31 protein-coding genes and 1 pseudogene are annotated in these 18,478 nt (G+C 53.0%); 3 read left to right on the top strand and 29 right to left on the bottom strand.

Going from position 1 to position 18,478, the window contains the following annotated elements; all coding sequences use genetic code 11:
* Nucleotides 1-195 precede the first annotated feature (195 nt).
* Entirely contained in the window at nt 196-999 is an 804-nt protein-coding gene (locus tag IE105_RS08415) for a DUF2306 domain-containing protein (RefSeq protein WP_189497387.1), read from the top strand.
* Between the two features lie 266 nt (nt 1,000-1,265).
* On the opposite strand, the gene rplQ is transcribed toward IE105_RS08415, so the two are convergent.
* From rplQ to rplC, 27 genes and pseudogenes are all read right to left on the bottom strand, one after another.
* Nucleotides 1,266-1,676: a 50S ribosomal protein L17 gene (gene rplQ / locus IE105_RS08410; RefSeq protein WP_189497385.1), complete on the bottom strand. Its 411-nt coding sequence runs from the start codon at nt 1,674-1,676 to the stop codon at nt 1,266-1,268.
* A 65-nt stretch (nt 1,677-1,741) separates the two neighbouring features.
* Entirely contained in the window at nt 1,742-2,758 is a 1,017-nt protein-coding gene (locus IE105_RS08405) for a DNA-directed RNA polymerase subunit alpha (protein ID WP_189497383.1), read from the bottom strand.
* A gap of 119 nt (nt 2,759-2,877) precedes the next feature.
* Complete coding sequence (gene rpsK, locus IE105_RS08400; protein WP_189497381.1) at nt 2,878-3,267, bottom strand: 30S ribosomal protein S11; 390 nt, start codon at nt 3,265-3,267, stop codon at nt 2,878-2,880.
* 9 nt (nt 3,268-3,276) lie between these two features.
* On the bottom strand, nt 3,277-3,645 hold the full coding sequence (gene rpsM / locus IE105_RS08395) for a 30S ribosomal protein S13 (protein ID WP_189497379.1): 369 nt from the start codon (nt 3,643-3,645) through the stop codon (nt 3,277-3,279).
* A gap of 205 nt (nt 3,646-3,850) precedes the next feature.
* Nucleotides 3,851-4,486, bottom strand: a complete 636-nt coding sequence (locus IE105_RS08390; protein ID WP_189497714.1) for an adenylate kinase — start codon at nt 4,484-4,486, stop codon at nt 3,851-3,853.
* Between the two features lie 27 nt (nt 4,487-4,513).
* Nucleotides 4,514-5,881 (bottom strand): preprotein translocase subunit SecY, encoded by a 1,368-nt coding sequence (secY, locus tag IE105_RS08385; protein ID WP_189497377.1) that lies wholly within the window; start codon nt 5,879-5,881, stop codon nt 4,514-4,516.
* 131 nt (nt 5,882-6,012) lie between these two features.
* Nucleotides 6,013-6,459 (bottom strand): DUF2853 family protein, encoded by a 447-nt coding sequence (locus IE105_RS15665; protein WP_373299070.1) that lies wholly within the window; start codon nt 6,457-6,459, stop codon nt 6,013-6,015.
* Between the two features lie 18 nt (nt 6,460-6,477).
* Nucleotides 6,478-6,933, bottom strand: a pseudogene (gene rplO, locus IE105_RS15660) (50S ribosomal protein L15); the annotation flags it as partial.
* A gap of 47 nt (nt 6,934-6,980) precedes the next feature.
* Nucleotides 6,981-7,169 carry a 50S ribosomal protein L30 gene (gene rpmD, locus IE105_RS08375; protein ID WP_189497374.1) on the bottom strand — a complete coding sequence of 63 codons (189 nt, stop codon included), beginning with the start codon at nt 7,167-7,169 and terminating at the stop codon, nt 6,981-6,983.
* The gene (rpsE, locus tag IE105_RS08370) at nt 7,170-7,742 is read right to left on the bottom strand and encodes a 30S ribosomal protein S5 (RefSeq protein WP_189497372.1); all 573 of its coding nucleotides are present in this window, start codon (nt 7,740-7,742) and stop codon (nt 7,170-7,172) included. It abuts the gene before it with no gap.
* 10 nt (nt 7,743-7,752) lie between these two features.
* The gene (gene rplR, locus IE105_RS08365; RefSeq protein ID WP_189497370.1) at nt 7,753-8,106 is read right to left on the bottom strand and encodes a 50S ribosomal protein L18; all 354 of its coding nucleotides are present in this window, start codon (nt 8,104-8,106) and stop codon (nt 7,753-7,755) included.
* Nucleotides 8,106-8,639 (bottom strand): 50S ribosomal protein L6, encoded by a 534-nt coding sequence (rplF, locus tag IE105_RS08360; protein ID WP_189497368.1) that lies wholly within the window; start codon nt 8,637-8,639, stop codon nt 8,106-8,108. The genes rplR and rplF overlap by 1 nt, the downstream gene beginning before the upstream one ends.
* Nucleotides 8,640-8,652: 13 nt before the next feature.
* Nucleotides 8,653-9,051, bottom strand: coding sequence for a 30S ribosomal protein S8 (gene rpsH, locus IE105_RS08355; RefSeq protein ID WP_189497366.1), 399 nt, complete (start codon nt 9,049-9,051; stop codon nt 8,653-8,655).
* An 11-nt stretch (nt 9,052-9,062) separates the two neighbouring features.
* Nucleotides 9,063-9,368: a 30S ribosomal protein S14 gene (gene rpsN / locus IE105_RS08350; protein WP_189497364.1), complete on the bottom strand. Its 306-nt coding sequence runs from the start codon at nt 9,366-9,368 to the stop codon at nt 9,063-9,065.
* An 86-nt stretch (nt 9,369-9,454) separates the two neighbouring features.
* Nucleotides 9,455-10,009 carry a 50S ribosomal protein L5 gene (gene rplE, locus IE105_RS08345; protein WP_189497362.1) on the bottom strand — a complete coding sequence of 185 codons (555 nt, stop codon included), beginning with the start codon at nt 10,007-10,009 and terminating at the stop codon, nt 9,455-9,457.
* Entirely contained in the window at nt 10,002-10,322 is a 321-nt protein-coding gene (gene rplX / locus IE105_RS08340) for a 50S ribosomal protein L24 (protein WP_189497360.1), read from the bottom strand. The genes rplE and rplX overlap by 8 nt, the downstream gene beginning before the upstream one ends.
* Before the next feature lie 2 nt (nt 10,323-10,324).
* Nucleotides 10,325-10,693, bottom strand: coding sequence for a 50S ribosomal protein L14 (gene rplN / locus IE105_RS08335; protein ID WP_189497357.1), 369 nt, complete (start codon nt 10,691-10,693; stop codon nt 10,325-10,327).
* 38 nt (nt 10,694-10,731) lie between these two features.
* Complete coding sequence (gene rpsQ / locus IE105_RS08330; protein WP_189497355.1) at nt 10,732-10,965, bottom strand: 30S ribosomal protein S17; 234 nt, start codon at nt 10,963-10,965, stop codon at nt 10,732-10,734.
* Nucleotides 10,966-10,970: 5 nt separating this feature from the next.
* Nucleotides 10,971-11,207 carry a 50S ribosomal protein L29 gene (rpmC, locus tag IE105_RS08325; protein ID WP_189497353.1) on the bottom strand — a complete coding sequence of 79 codons (237 nt, stop codon included), beginning with the start codon at nt 11,205-11,207 and terminating at the stop codon, nt 10,971-10,973.
* Between the two features lies 1 nt (nt 11,208).
* Nucleotides 11,209-11,628: a 50S ribosomal protein L16 gene (rplP, locus tag IE105_RS08320; RefSeq protein ID WP_189497351.1), complete on the bottom strand. Its 420-nt coding sequence runs from the start codon at nt 11,626-11,628 to the stop codon at nt 11,209-11,211.
* Nucleotides 11,629-11,640: 12 nt separating this feature from the next.
* Entirely contained in the window at nt 11,641-12,390 is a 750-nt protein-coding gene (gene rpsC / locus IE105_RS08315) for a 30S ribosomal protein S3 (protein ID WP_189497349.1), read from the bottom strand.
* Nucleotides 12,390-12,776, bottom strand: coding sequence for a 50S ribosomal protein L22 (rplV, locus tag IE105_RS08310; protein ID WP_189497347.1), 387 nt, complete (start codon nt 12,774-12,776; stop codon nt 12,390-12,392). Before rplV ends, rpsC begins: the two co-directional genes overlap by 1 nt.
* 6 nt (nt 12,777-12,782) lie before the next feature.
* Nucleotides 12,783-13,061, bottom strand: coding sequence for a 30S ribosomal protein S19 (gene rpsS / locus IE105_RS08305; RefSeq protein ID WP_189497345.1), 279 nt, complete (start codon nt 13,059-13,061; stop codon nt 12,783-12,785).
* A 14-nt stretch (nt 13,062-13,075) separates the two neighbouring features.
* Nucleotides 13,076-13,912, bottom strand: coding sequence for a 50S ribosomal protein L2 (gene rplB / locus IE105_RS08300; protein ID WP_189497343.1), 837 nt, complete (start codon nt 13,910-13,912; stop codon nt 13,076-13,078).
* A 4-nt stretch (nt 13,913-13,916) separates the two neighbouring features.
* Nucleotides 13,917-14,213, bottom strand: coding sequence for a 50S ribosomal protein L23 (locus IE105_RS08295; protein ID WP_189497341.1), 297 nt, complete (start codon nt 14,211-14,213; stop codon nt 13,917-13,919).
* Nucleotides 14,210-14,830, bottom strand: a complete 621-nt coding sequence (gene rplD, locus IE105_RS08290; protein ID WP_189497339.1) for a 50S ribosomal protein L4 — start codon at nt 14,828-14,830, stop codon at nt 14,210-14,212. Before rplD ends, IE105_RS08295 begins: the two co-directional genes overlap by 4 nt.
* Before the next feature lie 2 nt (nt 14,831-14,832).
* On the bottom strand, nt 14,833-15,600 hold the full coding sequence (rplC, locus tag IE105_RS08285; protein WP_233354070.1) for a 50S ribosomal protein L3: 768 nt from the start codon (nt 15,598-15,600) through the stop codon (nt 14,833-14,835).
* Between the two features lie 327 nt (nt 15,601-15,927).
* Here rplC and IE105_RS08280 point away from each other — a divergent pair, with 327 nt between their 5' ends.
* Complete coding sequence (locus IE105_RS08280; RefSeq protein WP_189497337.1) at nt 15,928-16,371, top strand: hypothetical protein; 444 nt, start codon at nt 15,928-15,930, stop codon at nt 16,369-16,371.
* A complete protein-coding gene (locus IE105_RS08275; protein WP_189497335.1) occupies nt 16,368-17,714 on the top strand; it encodes an NCS2 family permease in 1,347 nt (448 codons plus the stop codon). Before IE105_RS08280 ends, IE105_RS08275 begins: the two co-directional genes overlap by 4 nt.
* 243 nt (nt 17,715-17,957) lie before the next feature.
* Here the strand turns inward: IE105_RS08275 and rpsJ are convergent, their stop codons facing one another.
* The gene (gene rpsJ / locus IE105_RS08270; protein ID WP_189497333.1) at nt 17,958-18,272 is read right to left on the bottom strand and encodes a 30S ribosomal protein S10; all 315 of its coding nucleotides are present in this window, start codon (nt 18,270-18,272) and stop codon (nt 17,958-17,960) included.
* Nucleotides 18,273-18,377: 105 nt separating this feature from the next.
* A partial coding sequence (locus IE105_RS08265; RefSeq protein WP_233353933.1) for an EF-Tu C-terminal domain-related protein occupies nt 18,378-18,478 on the bottom strand: 101 nt, incomplete at its 5' end.

Here is an 18,478-nt window from a genome sequence, read left to right as displayed (position 1 = left end):
ATCCCGGCGGGTAAGTCTATCAACGGTTAACGAAGATCAGGTTTGTTTGGAAGATTATCGAACCTGACTTAACGCCCATCAAAAACGAAGCGCAGTTTACGTCTTTGGTTCGCTATATCTTAGGCACGCCACGTCCATGGATTAATCCAAACATAAGCAATTGACAGTTATCGTTTATCGATGTATTTTTATCGAATGTCAGATATAAGTGTCCCGTCTCCCCGGTCAATCAAAGCCCTGAAGATTGCCGCGTCGGCTTGGTATACCCCGGTCTTAATCGGTCAGTGGATATTTGTTGCCTATATCCTTTATGCCTATGGCGGACCTCTTATCGCTGGCAACCCGGCCGGTATGAATGCGCATTTATCGGACGCCTATGTGCAGAGCCGAACATTTGGAAATGTCGCTGTGGCGGCGCATTTGGCGTTGGCAGTTATCATCCATTTCTTCGGGCCCTTGCAACTCGTGCCCGCCGTTCGCGCCAAGTTTCCCGCCTTCCACCGATGGTCTGGCCGGGCTTTTGTTGTCACCGTTATTATCGTTGTCGCCACTGGGGCCTATATGCTGGTGGCGCGCGGGATTGGCGCTTGGACCCTGCGGGCCGGATTCGCCTTCCAAGGATTTTTGATCTTATGGTTCGCTTGGCAAACCGTCCGTTATGCGCGGCAACGCAAATTCACTGTGCATATGCGTTGGGCCACGCGGTTATTCCTTGCCGCCAGTGCGGTCTGGTTCTTCAGAGTTCTGATTATGATCTGGTTTGTCCTGACGGGAGGCATCGGCATAGACCAATCGAATGGTACGGGGTGGTTTATCGACGCTATGTCAGTCCTACAATTCTTACCGGTCGTCTTGTACGAAGTTTACTGGCGGATCAAAGTTGGACCGAGTAGCCGCGTCCGCTTCGCCTTCGCTATCTTCCTGTGGTTCGCCGCGCTGGCCACCACAGTCGGCGTGGGTTTAACCACGCTGGGTATGTGGTTCCCCGTTTTGGGTTAGGCATGTCCGCACAAAGAAAGCCAAGACTTTGACCTCAAACCTGACAATCCAATTGTGAGCGTTTGAGAAGCTTGGATCGTGTGGACTCTGGAGATTAAAGTCCGTTTCCTCAGGACGACGTCTGCCGCTGATTTCCTACCTATCGCGCATCCGCCAAAAAAAAAGACCTGCCGTGAGGCAGGTCTTTTAATATAGATTGAGACCCCGACGTATTGAGACGTCGGCGCTCTGACGTCAAAAGCTCATTAAGGAGCTTTTGCCTGACGCTATGCGTCAGCCGCTTCTGCGCGTTCGCGATCGATTTTGCCTTTGGCACTTTCGTCCCGGTCAACAAATTCGATAACAGCCATAGGCGCGTTATCGCCATAGCGGTAACCGGCTTTCATGATGCGAATATAACCGCCGGAGCGTTCCGCATAGCGTGGGCCGAGAATATCAAAAAGCTTCCTAGCTTGTTCCTTGTTCCGCATACGCGCGATGGCGATACGGCGGGAGCCAAGATCGCCTTTTTTGGCGAGTGAGACGAGCTTCTCTACGAATGGACGAAGCTCTTTGGCTTTCGGCAATGTCGTGACGATTTGCTCGTGCTCGACGAGGCTCGATGACATGTTTGCGAACATAGCCTTACGGTGTGAGGCTGTTTTGTTCAGTTTGCGGTGGGCAATGCGATGGCGCATGGCAAAAATTCCTTAGCTTTAAAACGTGCGACCTGAAATCAGGCGTTCTCTTTTATGAGAGGAGCCTAGATATGATCGTCGTATTTCTTGGCGAGTTCTTCAATGTTTTCTGGTGGCCAGTTTGGCGCATCCATACCGAGGTGCAGACCCATAGCGGCGAGCACTTCTTTGATCTCGTTCAGAGATTTGCGACCAAAGTTCGGGGTCCGGAGCATTTCGGCTTCGGATTTTTGAATCAGATCACCAATGTAAACGATATTATCGTTCTTGAGGCAGTTGGCTGAACGCACAGATAACTCAAGCTCATCAACCTTACGCAGCAGCGCTGGGTTAAAGTCGAGCTCTGGCTTCTCTTCGCCGCGAACCGTGTCTTCTGGATCATCAAAGTTGACGAAGACTTGGAACTGATCCTGAAGGATCCGCGCAGCAACAGCGATAGAATCCTCAGGCGACACAGCACCATTGGTTTCGATATCGATTAGCAGCTTATCATAGTCGAGCACTTGGCCTTCGCGAGTATCTTCGACGCGGTAAGCCACGCGTTTGACGGGCGAATAAAGCGCATCAATCGAAATCAGACCAATCGGCGCATCTTCGGGACGGGACGCTGACGCAGGGACATAGCCTTTACCAGAGGTAATGGTCAGTTCCATACGGATGTCGGCGCCTTCGTCGGCGGTGCAGATGATGTGATCTTTATTGAGGATTTCGACGTCAGCCGTTTCTTCAATATCGTGACCTGTGACAGGACCTGAACCCGTATGACGGAGCAGGACTTTCTTAGGACCTTCCGCGTGCAAACGGACCGTCAGGCCTTTAATGTTAAGAACGATATTCGTGACGTCTTCGCGGACGCCCGGGATAGATGTAAATTCGTGAACGATACCGTCGATCTGCACAGCCGAGACAGCCGACCCTTGCAGGGACGACAATAGGACGCGACGCAGCGCATTACCCAGTGTCATACCAAAGCCACGCTCCAACGGCTCAGCCGTGATCGTGGCTTTGCGTTCTGGATTACGGCCCGGTTCGATTTCCGGGTTGATCGGACGGATAAGCTCTTGCCAGTTCTTTTCGATCATGGTGGGTTCCCTCTCCTGGGAAAACCCCGATATTCGGGGCTGTAAGCCTTGCCGGAAACGTCTCTCCGGCAGGCTGTAGAAACTAACTCGGCGTAGACGTGCCGATTAAACCGAAGCGTCTAAACGCGACGGCGCTTAGGCGGACGACAGCCATTGTGTGGAATTGGTGTCACGTCACGAATAGTCGTGATGGTGAAACCAGCCGCTTGCAATGCACGGACAGCCGATTCGCGACCAGAGCCAGGACCGTTCACATTGACTTCCAATGTGTTCATGCCGTGCTCTTGAGCTTTTGCTGCGGCGTCTTCTGCGGCGACCTGAGCTGCATAAGGAGTCGATTTACGCGATCCTTTAAAGCCCATTGTCCCTGCAGACGACCAAGCAACAGCGTTACCCTGTGCGTCGGTGATGGTGATGATTGTATTGTTGAATGTTGAATTCACGTGGGCAACGCCCGATGTGATGTTCTTGCGATCCGCACGGCGGACGCGACCTGGTTCCTTAGCCATTGTTTCGTCCTACTTCTTCTTGCCGGCAATGGCTTTGGCGGGACCCTTACGGGTACGAGCATTGGTATGTGTCCGCTGACCACGGGTCGGAAGACCACGACGGTGACGCAGGCCACGATAGTTACCCATATCCATAAGGCGCTTGATGTTCTGGCTAACTTCGCGGCGCAGATCACCTTCGACCATGTGGTCGCGATCAATCGCTTCGCGAATGCTCAAAACTTCAGAATCAGTCAGATCTTGGACACGACGATCGTCAGCAATGCCAACGGCCGTGACGATCTCGAGGGCTTTCGCCGGACCGATACCATGGATATACGTGAGCGCGATTTTTACGCGCTTATTGGTCGGGATATTTACCCCAGCGATACGAGCCACAATGCTCTTCCTTCTTCCTGGCGAACCTAGACCGGGATGGTCGGGTGCGCTTTGGACCGCAATGGCAGTCCGCTTGTTTCTTGTGCTCTTAATACAAAGAGCGTTTCCCATAGGGATATAGGCGGATTACGCGCCACCTTCGCGAAGGGCGCTCCCTTAATCCGCAACCACAGTTCCGTCAACAGGAACGCAGCAGCGATGTCAGTCAGCGTGAGAAAAGACGTGCGAAGAAACCCTTTTTCTGAGGGCTTTTTGCGGCCTTGATCATCTTTAGCACATCACCGACCTGAGTCGACACAGATTCGATGCTCTGCATCCCATCAACTTCGGCTAATTTGCCCTGTGCCACATAATACGGGAGCAACGGGGCCGTCTGTTTATTGTAATTTCCGAGACGAATCGCGAAACTCTCAGGATTATCGTCTTTGCGTCCCTGTTCTGCGAATCGCGTCTTGATCCGGTCCATCAGTGCGGTGTCATCCACGACCAAACGAATGACCGAGTCGATCGCCATGCCGCGTGACGCGAGCGCAGCATCAAGCGCTTCGGCTTGCGGCACTGTACGCGGGAAACCATCATAGATGAACCCGGCCGCGTCAGGATTTTGATTAATTTGATCTTCGATCAGCGCGATCACGATGTCATCAGAGACCAAGTCCCCGCGCTGCATGATCAGCTTAACGCGTTCGCCGAGCTCTGAGCCGCTAGCCACAGCGGCGCGTAACATATCGCCCGTTGAAAGTTGGATAAGCGCGTGATCGGCGACAAGCCGTTTGGCTTGTGTGCCTTTGCCAGCCGCAGGAGGGCCGAACAAAATGAGATTTAGCTTTCGATCAGTCATCGACATGTGCTCCCCACCCCTGCGGGCTTACTTTTTAGCTCTACGGCGCATGCGTGATTTCTTGATCAGGCCTTCATACTGGTGCGCGATCAAGTGCGACTGAATCTGCGCGACCGTATCCAAGGTCACAGAAACAATAATCAGCAAGCTCATCCCGCCGATCAGCATCGCGACAGACGGTGGAATTCCGTCATTCTGCGCAATCACAAGCTCAGGCACAACACAGACAAAGGCGACATAAAACGCGCCGATAAACGTCAGGCGAGACAAGACATAGCTGAGGTAATCAGCCGTCCGCGCGCCCGGACGAATACCGGGAAGAAAACCGCCATTCTTACGCAAATTATCCGCCACATCATCTGGCTTGAAAACGTAAGGAACGTAGAAATAACAAAAGAAGACAATCAGCAAGGCATACAGCGCGAGATAGATCGGCTGACCATAACCAAGCGCAGCCAGAAGCGTTGTCGCCACGCCAGACGCGCCGGAACCATCTTGGCCCAGCATAAGAGGCGCGAGTGTTGTTGGCAGGATCAAAAGCGAGCTTGCAAAGATCGGTGGGATAACACCGGCCGTATTGAGCTTAAGCGGCATAAAGGAGCTTTCGCCCCCGAACTGACGGCCCCGCGCCATTTGACGCTTTGGATATTGCACCAACAGGCGACGTTGCGCGCGTTCGACGTAAACAATCAGCATCGATAGGGCGATAAACATCACGATGAGGAAGATCAGGAGTTGCGTCGAGACAACAGAAGACGAGCTATTCAGCGAGAAGACCTGGAAGATCGCGCGCGGCAGCTCTGCAACAATACCCGCGAAGATGATCAAAGAAACGCCGTTACCGACACCCCGCGCCGTGATCTGTTCACCAAGCCACATCAGGAACATCGTCCCGCCGACCAATGTAATCACAGTCGAAGTTTGGAAGAACACACCCGGATCAATCGCCGCACCGGATTTTTCAATCAGCTTGGCCACACCAAAGGCTTGGAACGCCGCGAGAACGAGCGTGAGGTAGCGCGTATATTGGTTGATCTGTTGGCGGCCTTGCTGGCCCTCTTTGTCCAGCTCTTTTAGGCTTGGAACAGACCCCTTCATCAGCGTCATAATGATCGACGCAGAGATGTAAGGCATCACGTTAAGCGCGAAAATCGCCATCCGTTCTACGGCACCGCCAGAGAACATATTCAATCGGTCGCCAAAGCCACCGGATGTGCCGCTGCTGAGAAAGCTCTCAAACATACCTAAATCGACACCCGGAACCGGGATGTAGGTTCCAAGGCGATAGATGACGAGAATACCGAGAGTAAAGAGAAGGCGCTGCTGCAGCTCCTTGGCCTTAAAAAAGGTCCCGGGCCGGAAGTTCTGCGCAAGCTGTTCTGCGGCTGATACCATGATCGAAGGTCCTCTTCGCGAACGCGCGAAGAAATGACGCGGCGTTGCGGATATCTTCCTTAGCTAGGGACGGTGTCCCAAAAGCGAAAGACCCCGCCGCAGTTGCGCCGGGGTCAAATGGGGTAGGCTAACTAGAATTCGCCTAGCTTGCCTTCGTTTTTGGCAAGCAAGTAGTAGAATGTGACGCGGTTTTTCATCCGTGTCGGCTTCATGGTTTCACAGACGGCTTTCACCTTCTCCATGGCCGCATCTTTATCATCGATGCCCAACTTTTTCTTCATGAAGCCTTTGACGATTGTTTCCAATTCCGTCTCATCACTACACGACACATATTTCGCGTCGCGGTTTGAGAGTGACGCCCCGAGATATTTCTCGATTTTTGTCACAACGGCATTGTCCGCATCAGCATCATAATCCTGCGTTTTGGCAAGATACTCAGAGTCAGCATCGTCTTTTTTGGCAGCGGCCTTTTTAGCCGGTGCTTTTTTCGCAGGCTTATCTTCAGCCACAACATCAGCTTTTTTCGCTTTTGCAGGCTTCTTGGCTTTCGGCTCTGTGCCGTCTGCTTTGTCTTTCATCACGCGCTCAGGCTTACCTTCGACCATTGTGATGGAGCCTTTGGCCCCCTCAACAATCGCGAGAGCACCTTTTGTCGCGGATGCAACGTGAAGATCCAATGGCTGGCTCAATTCACCGGCACCGATGATGCGAACACCATCATGTGAGCGGCGGATAACACCCGCGCGGACAAGGGCTTCGGCGTCAAGCTTGTCGCCTTTTTTGATTTTACCGGCTTGGATCGCGCGCTCTAGGTTCACGATGGACAGCTCAGCAAAACGCAAACGGTTCGGCTTGTTAAAACCACGTTTCGGCAGGCGCATGTGGATCGGCATTTGGCCGCCCTCAAAGCCATTGATCGAAACACCGGAACGGGATTTCTGACCTTTGACACCACGACCGCCGGTTTTACCTTTACCGGAGCCGATACCACGACCGACACGTTTACGGGCTTTTGTTGCGCCCGGATTGTCTGATAATTCGTTCAAACGCATTGTATTTACCTTTCGAGAGGTTTCCGAAGACTCAAGGAGCCGGGGGACTACTCTTCGACGATCTCCACCATGTGGGAGACTTTTTTGATCATGCCGCGCACAGACGGCGTATCTTCGAGCTCACGGACGCGGCCCATTTTATTCAGTCCAAGACCAACCAGGGTTTGGCGCTGATCCGGCTTACGACGAATCGGCGAGCCTGTTTGGCGAACCTTTAATGTTTTCTTGGCAGCCATCTAAGCCTCCAATGCTTCCGGTGCAGATGCGCCGTCGGAGCGACGCTCGACGATATCTGCGACCTTCTTACCGCGCTTAGACGCGACAGTCCGTGGGCTTTCCATACGCTTTAGCGCATCAAAAGTCGCCCGAACCATGTTGTAAGGATTGGACGTCCCGATGGATTTGCCAACAACATCCTGAATGCCGAGGCATTCAAGAACAGCCCGCATTGGACCACCTGCGATCACGCCAGTCCCGGGAGGGGCTGCACGCATCATGACTTTACCAGCCCCGTGACGTCCTTTGACATCATGGTGCAAGGTCCGGCCTTCCCGCAAGGGCACGCGGATCATTGTTTTCTTGGCTTCTTCAGTCGCCTTACGGATGGCTTCTGGCACTTCACGTGCCTTACCCTTACCGAAGCCGACCCGGCCTTTTTCATCACCTACGATGACGAGTGCGGCGAAACTCATGTTCCGGCCCCCCTTAACAGTCTTAGCCACACGATTAATGTGGACGAGACGGTCAATGAACTCGCTGTCTTGTTCGTCGTTACGACCGCCGCGGCGGTTGTCATTTCTGCCTGCCATATCGTTTATCCTAGAATTTCAGGCCGGCTTCACGCGCGGCGTCAGCCAGCGCCTTGACGCGGCCATGATAAAGATAAGCGCCGCGATCAAAGACCACGTCGGTGACACCCGCTTTGGTTGCGCGTTCGGCGATCAAAGTGCCGATCCGTGTTGCCGCAGCAACGTCGGACCCTTTTTGGCTCTTATCTTCAAGCGTCGAGGCGGAAGCAACGGTGATGCCCTGTGCATCGTCGATCACCTGAACCGAAATATTCTTGTCGGAACGAGTAACTGACAAACGCGGACGACCTTGCGAATGTTTTTTGAGACGACGACGAACGCGTTGCGCCCGGCGTTTCATTAATTTGTGGGCAGTGGAAGCCATTACTTCTTCTTCCCTTCTTTCTGGCGCACATATTCGCCAACATAGCGAACACCCTTGCCTTTATAAGGCTCAGGTTTGCGGAAGGCGCGAATTTCAGCTGCGACTTGACCGACTTGCTGCTTGTTGATCCCGGAAACGATCACTGATGTTGGCTTAGGCGCCTCAATCGTGATGCCGGCAGGCGGTGTGTAATTAATATCGTGAGAGTAACCGAGCTGCATCGTCAGGCCAGTGCCTTGTGCTTGCGCGCGATAACCAACGCCCCGGAGTTCCAGCGCTTTGCTGTAACCCTTTGTGACGCCTTCAATCATGTTTGAGACCATTGTGCGGGCCATGCCCCACATAGCGCTGGCGTTTTTGACGCCCTCAACATCCGTGATTGTCAACTCATTATCCTTGAACTCTCCGACAACGGCGTCGGGAAGCACGAAGGATAGCTCTCCTTTCGGTCCTTTGACCGAAATGGACTGGCCCTTTTGCGTCAGCGTGACGCCAGCAGGGACTGCGATGGGCTTTTTGCCGATTCGTGACATTGCTCGCCCTTTCCTAGGAGACTTGACAGAGGACTTCGCCGCCGACGTTATGTTCGCGGGCAGCGGTGTCGCTCATGACGCCCTTGGGCGTGGACAAGATGGCGATGCCAAGACCGTTACGGACTTGTGGCAACGTTTTGACCGAAGAATATACGCGGCGGCCGGGTTTAGAAATCCGTTTAATTTCACGGATAACGGCGTCGCCTTCGTAATATTTCAATTCGATGTTAAAGACGCGAAAGCCCTTATCATCTTTGGCTTCAGAGAAACCGCGGATGAAGCCTTCGTCAGCGAGCACGTTCAAGACGGCGCCGCGAAGATTAGAGGCGGGTGTCGAGACCGACGTACGGCCCCGCATGATCGCATTACGAATACGCGTGAGCATATCGCCGAGGGGATCGGAAAAAGACATGGTCTACCCTCCTACCAACTGGATTTCGTGAGACCAGGGATCAGACCCTGGCTACCGTATTCGCGCAATGCGATCCGGCTCATTTTCATTTTCCGGTAATAACCGCGCGGACGACCGGTAACCTGACAACGGTTACGGATACGCGAAGGGGCTGAATTCCGCGGCAAGGCCGCAAGTTTCAACTGAGCGCCGAAACGCTCTTCGACCGGAAGGTCTTTGTCGCGGGCAATATCTTTAAGCAGTGCGCGTTTCGCGGCATACTGAGCCACCAAACGTTGACGCTTTAGATTGCGTTCGACTGAACTGACTTTAGCCATTCAAATTTTCTCCTGTGCGGGGAGAACCCTATATGTTGAGGGGTTCCCGCTTAGCTCGTTGCGTTCGCTTTTGGTCCGACGTCCGATTATTTACGGAAGGGGAACGAAAGCGCGGCCAACAATGCCTTGGCTTCTTCATCTGTTTTGGCGCTGGTTTGCACCACGATATCCATACCACGAGTGGCATCGGACTTGTCATAGCTGATCTCTGGGAAAACCAACAGGTCATTCAGACCCATGGCAAAGTTCCCATTACCGTCAAAGCTCTTAGCGTTCAGTCCGCGAAAGTCACGAACGCGCGGCAGTGCAATGTTGGTTAGACGATCCAAAAATTCCCACATCCGGTCACGACGGAGCGTGACTTTGGCGCCAATGATCATGCCGTCACGAAGCTTAAAGCCCGCAATGGATTGTTTGGCGATTGTCGGAACAGGTTTTTGACCCGCAATCAGTGTGAGCTCTTCGATCGCAGCTTGGACTTTTTTCTTATCCGCAACGCCTTCACCGAGACCCATATTAAGGACGACTTTTTCGACCGTGGGAATCTGAAGCTCGTTGGAATAACCAAACTGCTCTTTAAGGGCCGGGCGGATCTCGTCACGATAGACGGCCGCGAGGCGAGGTTCATAAGGCTTAGACATCGATGACTTCTCCCGATTTACGGGCGACGCGGACTTTTTTACCATCCTTGAGCGTCTTGAAACCAACGCGCGTTGGAACATCATCACGGGGATCGATGTGCGCGACATTGGAAATGTGGATCGGGGCTTCGAACTGTTTGATGCCGCCTTCAGGGTCAGTCTGACTGGCCCGGACGTGACGTTTTACAACGCGAACGCCTTCGACAACAACACGGTCCTCTTTAGGAATGACACGAAGGACGTTGCCCTTCTTGCCTTTATCCGCACCGGCGATGACGACAACATAGTCGCCTTTTTTGATCTTCGCAGCCATGACTACAGCACCTCAGGTGCGAGCGAGACGATCTTCATGTGGTTCTTAGCACGCAGTTCGCGAGGAACAGGGCCAAAGATCCGCGTGCCGATGGGCTCGCCGTTATTATTGATAATGACGGCAGCATTGCCATCAAAGCGGATGACAGAGCCGTCACGACGTTGAATGTCCTTACGAACACGAACGACGACGGCCTTACGGACGTCACCCTTTTTTACTTTACCGCGAGGAATGGCTTCCTTCACAGAAACGACAATCGTGTCGCCAACATGTGCGTAGCGGCGTTTTGATCCGCCCAGCACCTTGATGCACTGCACGCGGCGGGCCCCGGAATTATCCGCGACCTCCAGATTGGATTGCATCTGAATCATTGGTCTCTCCTAAGCTTGGGAGTCTCGCGCACATCTGCCTAAGCAGATGTGACGACTTCCCAGGTCTTGGTTTTGCTCTTGGGCGGGCACTCAATAATGCGAACTTTATCGCCTACTTTGTGCACGTTTTGCTCGTCGTGTGCCGCGTAACGCTTGGACCGACGAATTGTCTTTTTCAGCAGCGGGTGCAGGAACTGACGCTCAACTTTGACGACGATTGTCTTGTTACCCTTATCAGACACCACTGTGCCTCGCAGAATACGTTTTGGCATAGCGCTTACGCCTCCGCTTTCTTGTCAGTCTTCGTAGCCGTGGCTTTACGCTGGACTTGAAGTGTTTTGACCCGCGCAACAGCCCGGCGAACTTCACGAACGCGTGCTGTGCTTTGAAGCTGACCGGTTGCATCTTGGAAGCGCAGGTTGAATTGCTCTTTCTTGAGCATCAACAGCTTTTCCGACAACTGATCGTCAGTCATCTGGCGCAATTCGCCAACTTTGAGATTTTTATCGGCCATTTTAGTTGCCCTCACCCGGACGTGTGACGATTCTTGTCTTGATCGGAAGCTTCGCAGCGCCGAGGCGCAGAGCTTCGCGAGCGACTTCATCGCTAACACCGTCGATTTCGAACATGACACGACCCGGCTTGACCTTACAGGCCCAGAATTCAACCGAACCCTTACCTTTACCCATACGGACTTCAGTAGGCTTTTTTGTCACTGGCACATCCGGGAAAATCCGGATCCACACGCGACCGGCACGTTTCATGTGACGCGTGATCGCGCGACGAGTCGCTTCGATCTGGCGTGCTGTTACCCGCTCAGGCTCGAGAGCCTTAAGACCGTAGGAGCCGAAATTCAGGGCCGTGCCACCTTTGGCAGTGCCTTTAATCCGACCCTTATGGGCTTTGCGGAACTTGGTTCTCTTTGGCTGACGCATCTCGCCTGCCTCCTAGTTCGTACGAGCTGGACGTCGTCCGCCGCGATCGCCACCACGACCGCCCCGGTCGCCGCCTGCGCGCGAGCGTGTATCGCCCTGCTCTGTCATACGGCGTTCATGGGCATATGGGTCATGCTCCATGATCTCGCCTTTATTGATCCACACTTTGATCCCGATGATGCCCATGGCAGTCATCGCGCGTGCAGTCCCGTAGTCGATGTCGGCGCGCAATGTATGCAACGGCACGGCACCTTCTTGATATTGTTCAACCCGGGCAATCTCGGCACCGCCAAGACGTCCACCCAATTTGATCTTACAGCCTTTAGCACCCATGCGCATCGCGCTTTGCAGCGACCGCTTCATGGCGCGACGGAAAGAGACGCGACGTTCAAGCTGTTGGGCAATGCCTTCAGCAACGAGGTTCGCATCGACTTCCGGCTTGCGGACTTCGACAAGATTGATGAACACTTCGCCATCAACCATCGTCGCAACACGTAGACGCAGGCTTTCAATGTCAGCGCCTTTTTTACCGATCACAACACCCGGACGCGCCGTGTAGATTGTGATGCGGCATGTTTTGTGCGGACGCTCGATAACGATGCGAGACACAGAGGCGTTTTTAAGTTCTGACGTCAGGAAATTCCGGATCGTCAGATCTTGGTGAAGCAAATCACCAAAATCGTTCGTGTTGGCATACCAGCGTGACTGCCAAGTGCGATTGATACCGAGGCGAAGGCCGATCGGATTGATCTTCTGACCCATTACGCGGCCTCCTCTTCAGACACTTCCTTGACGACAATTGTCAGCTCGGAAAACGGCTTGAGAATCTGCGCGCCGCGACCGCGAGCCCGGGCCCGGAAGCGCTTCATAACGAAGTTCTTACCGACATAGGCTTCGGAAACGATCAGATTATCGATGTCCAGATTATGGTTGTTCTCAGCGTTCGCGATCGCGCTTTCCAGCACCTTTTTCACGTCACCGGAAATCCGCTTATGCGAGAATTCCAAGTCAGCCAAGGCGACGTCCACTTTCTTGCCACGGATCAACTGAGCCACAAGGTTCAGTTTGATCGGCGAGATGCGGATCATACGCAGCTTAGCGCGCGCTTCATTGTCGGCGAGCCGACGCGGTTGTTTTTGCTTACCCATCGGTCTCTATCTCCGCTTGGCTTTTTTATCAGCCGCGTGGCCGTAATAAGTGCGGGTTGGCGAAAATTCACCGAGCTTGTGACCGACCATGTCTTCATCGACGAGCACAGGCACGAATTTTCGGCCATTATGAACCTGAAATGTCAGGCCTACAAAATTTGGCATAATTGTCGAACGACGCGACCATGTCTTGATCGGTTTACGACGACCTTCGGCATGAGAAGCCTCGGCCTTTTTCAGAAGGTAACCGTCAACAAACGGCCCTTTCCAGACGGAACGTGGCATAGTTTCGTCCTTTCCTAGCGCTTCTTCTTCGCATGACGCGAACGAATGATGAATTTGTCAGTAGCCTTGTTCGAGCGCGTCCGTGCGCCCTTCGTCGGCTTACCCCAAGGTGTCACAGGGTGACGACCACCGGATGTCCGACCTTCACCACCACCGTGGGGGTGATCGACCGGGTTCATGGCCACACCGCGAACAGAAGGACGAACGCCCAACCAACGCTTACGGCCAGCTTTACCGAGGTTAATGTTCATGTGATCCGGGTTGGAAACCGCCCCAACAGTCGCAAGACATGTCTGGTGGATCATCCGCATCTCGCCTGATTTCAGACGCACCTGCGCGTAACCTTCAGACCGACCGACAAGCTGCGCATAGGCACCGGCGGAACGAGCAATCTGCCCGCCCTTACCTGGCTTCATTTCGATGTTATGAACGATTGTCCCGACAGGCATAGAGCGAAGCGGCATGGTATTGCCCGGCTTCACGTCTGCTTTTTCGGCTGACAAGACTGTGTCACCTGCCGCGAGGCGTTGTGGCGCAAGGATGTAAGCTTTTTCGCCGTCTTTATACTGGATCAATGCGATGAAAGCGGTCCGGTTCGGATCATATTCCAAACGGACAACTGTGGCTTCCATGCCAACCTTATTCCGTTTGAAATCAATCATCCGGTAAAGGCGCTTGTGACCCCCGCCCTGACGGCGAGATGTAATGCGGCCTGTGTTGTTGCGACCGCCGGTCTTTGTCAGACCTTCAGTAAGCGCCTTTTCAGGACGCCCTTTGTGCAACTCGCTACGGTCAACCTGAACCAGGTGACGCCGCGATGGGCTTGTTGGGTTAAATGTCTTCAATGCCATGGTTCTAGAGCCCCGTCGCAATGTCGATGGTGTCGCCGTCTTTCAGCGTAACAATGGCCTTCTTGACGTCATTCCGACGACCCGGACGACCACGAAAGCGCTTTGTCTTCCCTTTGGTCAAGATCGTGTTGACGGCCATGACGGAGACATTGAACAGCTGTTCGACAGCAGTTTTTATTTCCGGCTTCGTGGCAGACAAAGGCACTTGGAAAACAATCTGGTTGTTCTCAGCGACGATAGTCGATTTTTCAGTAATGACGGGTGTCAGAACTGTATCATAATGTTTGGCGTTCGCGCTCATTTTAGACGCTCCTGCAGGGCTTCGACAGCGTCTTTAGACAAGACCAATGTGTGACGACGTAGAATGTCATACACGTTGGCACCTTGGCTTGGCAGCACGTCGATGTTTGGAATGTTGCGTGCAGCGCGACCAAAGACCGTATCAACCTCAGAACCACCCACGATCAGCGCATTTGTCACGCCCATCGCTTCGAGTTGCTTGCGCAACATGGCTGTTTTGGCTTTTTTGATGCTCAGCGTATCAACGATGATCAACTCACCCGCTGATTGCTTGGCTGACAAAGCGTGACGCAATGCCATTTTGCGGACCTTTTTCGTCAGGTCATGCGCGTGGCTGCGTGTGCGTGGACCGTGCGCTTTTGCACCGCCGCGGAACTGTGACACAGATCCGTTACCGTGACGCGCTGAACCGCCGCCTTTTTGATTACCAATACGCTTCGTTGTCTTAGAGACATCGCCGCGCTCTTGCACTTGGTGTGTGCCTGCTTGGCGCTTGGCTAGCTGATAGCGGACCATGCGGTGCAGGATATCTTTGCGTGGCTCTTGGCCAAAGACAGCGTCATCAAGGTCGACAGAGCCGCCCTTTTTGCCGTCGAGTGTTGTCACATCGATCTTCATGACTACTCTTCCTCGCCTTTAGACGCCGCAGCATCAGCAGCCGGAGCCGCCTTTGCTTTAGAAGCTTTAGGCGCGTCCATTGTAAATTTACCTGGCATCGGCAGATCCGTTGCTTTCACGCCTTTGACAGCGTCACGCAACTCAATCCACGCACCCTTGGAACCCGGAACGTGTCCGTGAACCAAAACCAGACCCTCTTCAGCATCAACACGTGCAACCGTCAGGTTTTGCAAAGTCCGGCGAACCGCACCCATGTGACCCGCCATCTTCTTACCTTTGAAGACGCGGCCCGGATCCTGACACTGCCCTGTAGAGCCGTGTGAACGGTGTGAGATTGACACACCGTGTGTGGCCCGAAGACCACCAAAATTGTGACGCTTCATCGCGCCAGCGAAACCCTTACCGACAGTAATGCCGGAGGCGTCGATTTTCTGACCCGGAACAAAGTGCTCCGCAGACATCGCTGCGCCGACTTCGATCATATTATCCGGAGAAACGCGGAATTCGACGAGTTTCTGTTTCGGCGTTACGCCCGCTTTACCGAAGCGCTCGCGCTCCGCTTTAGACACGCGTTTGACCTTCGCTTCACCAGAACCGAGCTGCAAAGCGGCGTAGCCGTCGCGCTCAGGAGTTTTTTGCGCCACAACCTGACACCCTTGCAGGTCCAGAACAGTGACAGCGATATGGTTGCCGGCGTCGTCATAAACCCGGGTCATCCCGAGTTTGCGCGCCAATAATCCTGATCGTTGCATCAGTAGGTTATCCTTCATGAAGTACACCTGATGACCCTCATTGGTCTTCGGGCGTCATATGAACAGTGTTTTGGGAGATAGACTAACGACAAATACAAAATCAGGCCAGCACGCTATCAGAGCGTCTGGCCGTCTTTTAGTCCAATGTCGTGAGCCGCGTCTGCCTAAGCACTGCCAGCTATGAACATCGCGGGCTTTATGGAGATGATTCCGAGTCGTCAACAGCAGAAGTGCAGATTGCCTCACCTTTCACATTTACGTTCAGGATACACACCTTAAAGTTGTAAAAATATATAGCGCCTACGTAATTGACTTTCGGTGCCTCAGAACATTAAGGGTGTATACATGATAGATACACGTAGAGAGGGAGAGCGCGAACTTGTAATAGTTCTGATCGTGCTCGTGACAATCGCTCTATTTCTTTTTGGTACTTATTGCTTTGTGGCTGGTCAGCCCCCGTTCCTTGGCAATGTCTTATCCTTTCTTCCCGCCGCATTTGTCGCAGCGTTTGGGTTCGTCATGAATCTCACGTGGGGGCTTTCACGCCACCTAGATATTTTGATCAGAGAAATGAATGAAACATCGGCCGGGGAAACCGCGGTTTTTCTATTCCTTTTTCTCTTGGCCAGCGTGGTTTGGGTTGGGTCGGTCTTTTTTGAAAAGTCGGGCTCCGCAGCCATGGCCGAGAAAGCATTCTTTAGTGCAACCGGAGCCCTACTTGGCACGAACATTGGCCGAAACCGTCAAAAGAATAGGCATAAACATCAATCAAAGGAATCAGGTCAATGATCTCCAGCATTCGTCAGATAACCATATCGTCTATGGAGGAGCGAGGCACGAATCTCCTCAGAGAAGTTGTCGCTGGCATCGCACTGTTCCTCAGCCTGTCTTATATATTCATTGTGAATCCGACTATTCTTGCGGAATCCGGCATACCGGCTGGCGCGGCATTCTTCGCTACAGTTGTTACATCGGCCGCCTTCACAATTTGGATGGGGGTATATTCAAAATTACCCTTTGCTGTCGCGCCCGGACTTGAATCGAGTAGTTTTTTCGTTTTTGTCGTCGTCGTTTCGTTGGGGTTTAGCTGGCAACAAGCTCTTGGTTTGGTCTTCTGGTCCGGGATATTGTGTGTTCTTCTGACGTTGATACCTATCCGACCCAAGATTATTGATGCCATTCCAGAAGGATTAAGAGCAGCGATTACCGCCAGTGTAGGTATATTTGTCTTAGTTATCGGCCTTGTTGTGACCGATGTCCTGACTTTTGAAAATGGACTGCTGACCGGTATTGGGGAGTTCGCCAATCCAAAACTCGTTCTTTTGGTACTCGGCTTAGTCATTTCAGTGGTCTTAGCCTGGAAACCGCTCCGCTTTCCCGCCGGCATGCTGATTGCAATTATTATTTGTTCGATTGTCGCCAGACCACTCGGAATCGTGGCTGACACCCCCGCCGCTGAACCTGAACAATTCACACAAGCGATCGGTCGTTTGGATATCTTTATTATTTTTACAGACCCCCGTGCTTGGGCAGCCTTATTGATCTTCTTTATGATCGACTTTTACGGCAGCATTGGGAAGTTTATTGGCCTTACGCGCGGTACGAATTTGGCTGATATTCCTGAAATCAAAGACCCTAAGGCGGCCCTTTATGTTGACAGTTTGGGGACGGTTGGCGGTTCGCTTATGGGAACATCGACAATCATCACCTTTGTCGAGAGCTCTATCGCCATTAAACAAGGCGGAAGAACGGGACTGGTTGCCGTCGTTGCCGGGGTATTGATGCTGCTCAGCTTAATGTTCGCCCCATTAGTACAACTCGTTCCGGTTGCTGCCGTTGGCGGTGTTCTTGTCTTTGTCGGCTTACTGCTACAACCGACGACCGAGTTAATTGATGCCGCATATGGCACGAAAGACCCCGGCAGCCGCTTAGATTACTTTGACCTTATTATTATCGTCGTCATGGGTGCGATCGCATTCCTCACTTTTAGCTTAGACAAATCCATGCTGTTTGGTTTTGTGGCTTATAGTCTCAAGCAAGCCGTTGTGAACAAAGGGCGAGTCAACCCCTATCTTTTAGGGTCAACCGTCGCGTTGGGCGTGGCGCTAGGATTTCAGTACTTGTGGATTTAAGTCTACGTTGAACGCGGCGAATAGATGGGCTCAAATTAGGGTGGATGATCAGGCTGTCCCGCACGCCTATCAGTTTGATAATTCCATTGTGGACCCAAGGGGGATCCTTCATCATTCTTTGGTCGACCAAGACCGCATGAGGCCAATAAAAAAGGCGCCCCGAAGGACGCCTTTTTAAAATAATATCGTACGAAGGGATAGCTTGAGCGCTTAGCGCTCACCCGCTCCCTTTCGTTGGGATCGCTATGCGCCCAGTTTAATCTCAACATCGACGCCTGCGGCGAGGTCGAGTTTCATCAACGCATCGACAGTTTGTGGTGTCGGGTCGACGATGTCGAGCATACGCTTGTGAGTCCGAATTTCGAACTGTTCGCGTGACTTTTTATTGACGTGGGGCGACCGGTTGACCGTAAATTTCTCGATGCGCGTTGGCAGCGGAATTGGGCCACGGACCGATGCGCCTGTGCGCTTGGCCGTCGCGACGATTTCGCCGGTCGACTTGTCGAGGATACGGTGGTCAAATGACTTCAACCGAATGCGGATGTTTTGGGCAGCCATGGCTCTACTTTATTTTTATGTTTTCAAACAACGATCCGACGCGGAAAAATAACCTTCCGCATCGGGGTTAGGGATTGAAGCAGGCCCGCTTCAAATTGATTGGGCCTACTCCGTGATTTTTGACACCACGCCGGCGCCGACTGTGCGGCCACCTTCGCGGATGGCGAAGCGGAGCTTCTCTTCCATCGCGATTGGGACGATCAGCT

Origin of the sequence: Algimonas arctica (assembly GCF_014652695.1) — a bacterium.
GTDB lineage: Bacteria > Pseudomonadota > Alphaproteobacteria > Caulobacterales > Maricaulaceae > Litorimonas > Litorimonas arctica.
The sequence above is the reverse complement of the archived record's forward strand: the minus strand, read 5'-3'. Positions and strand labels throughout refer to the sequence as shown.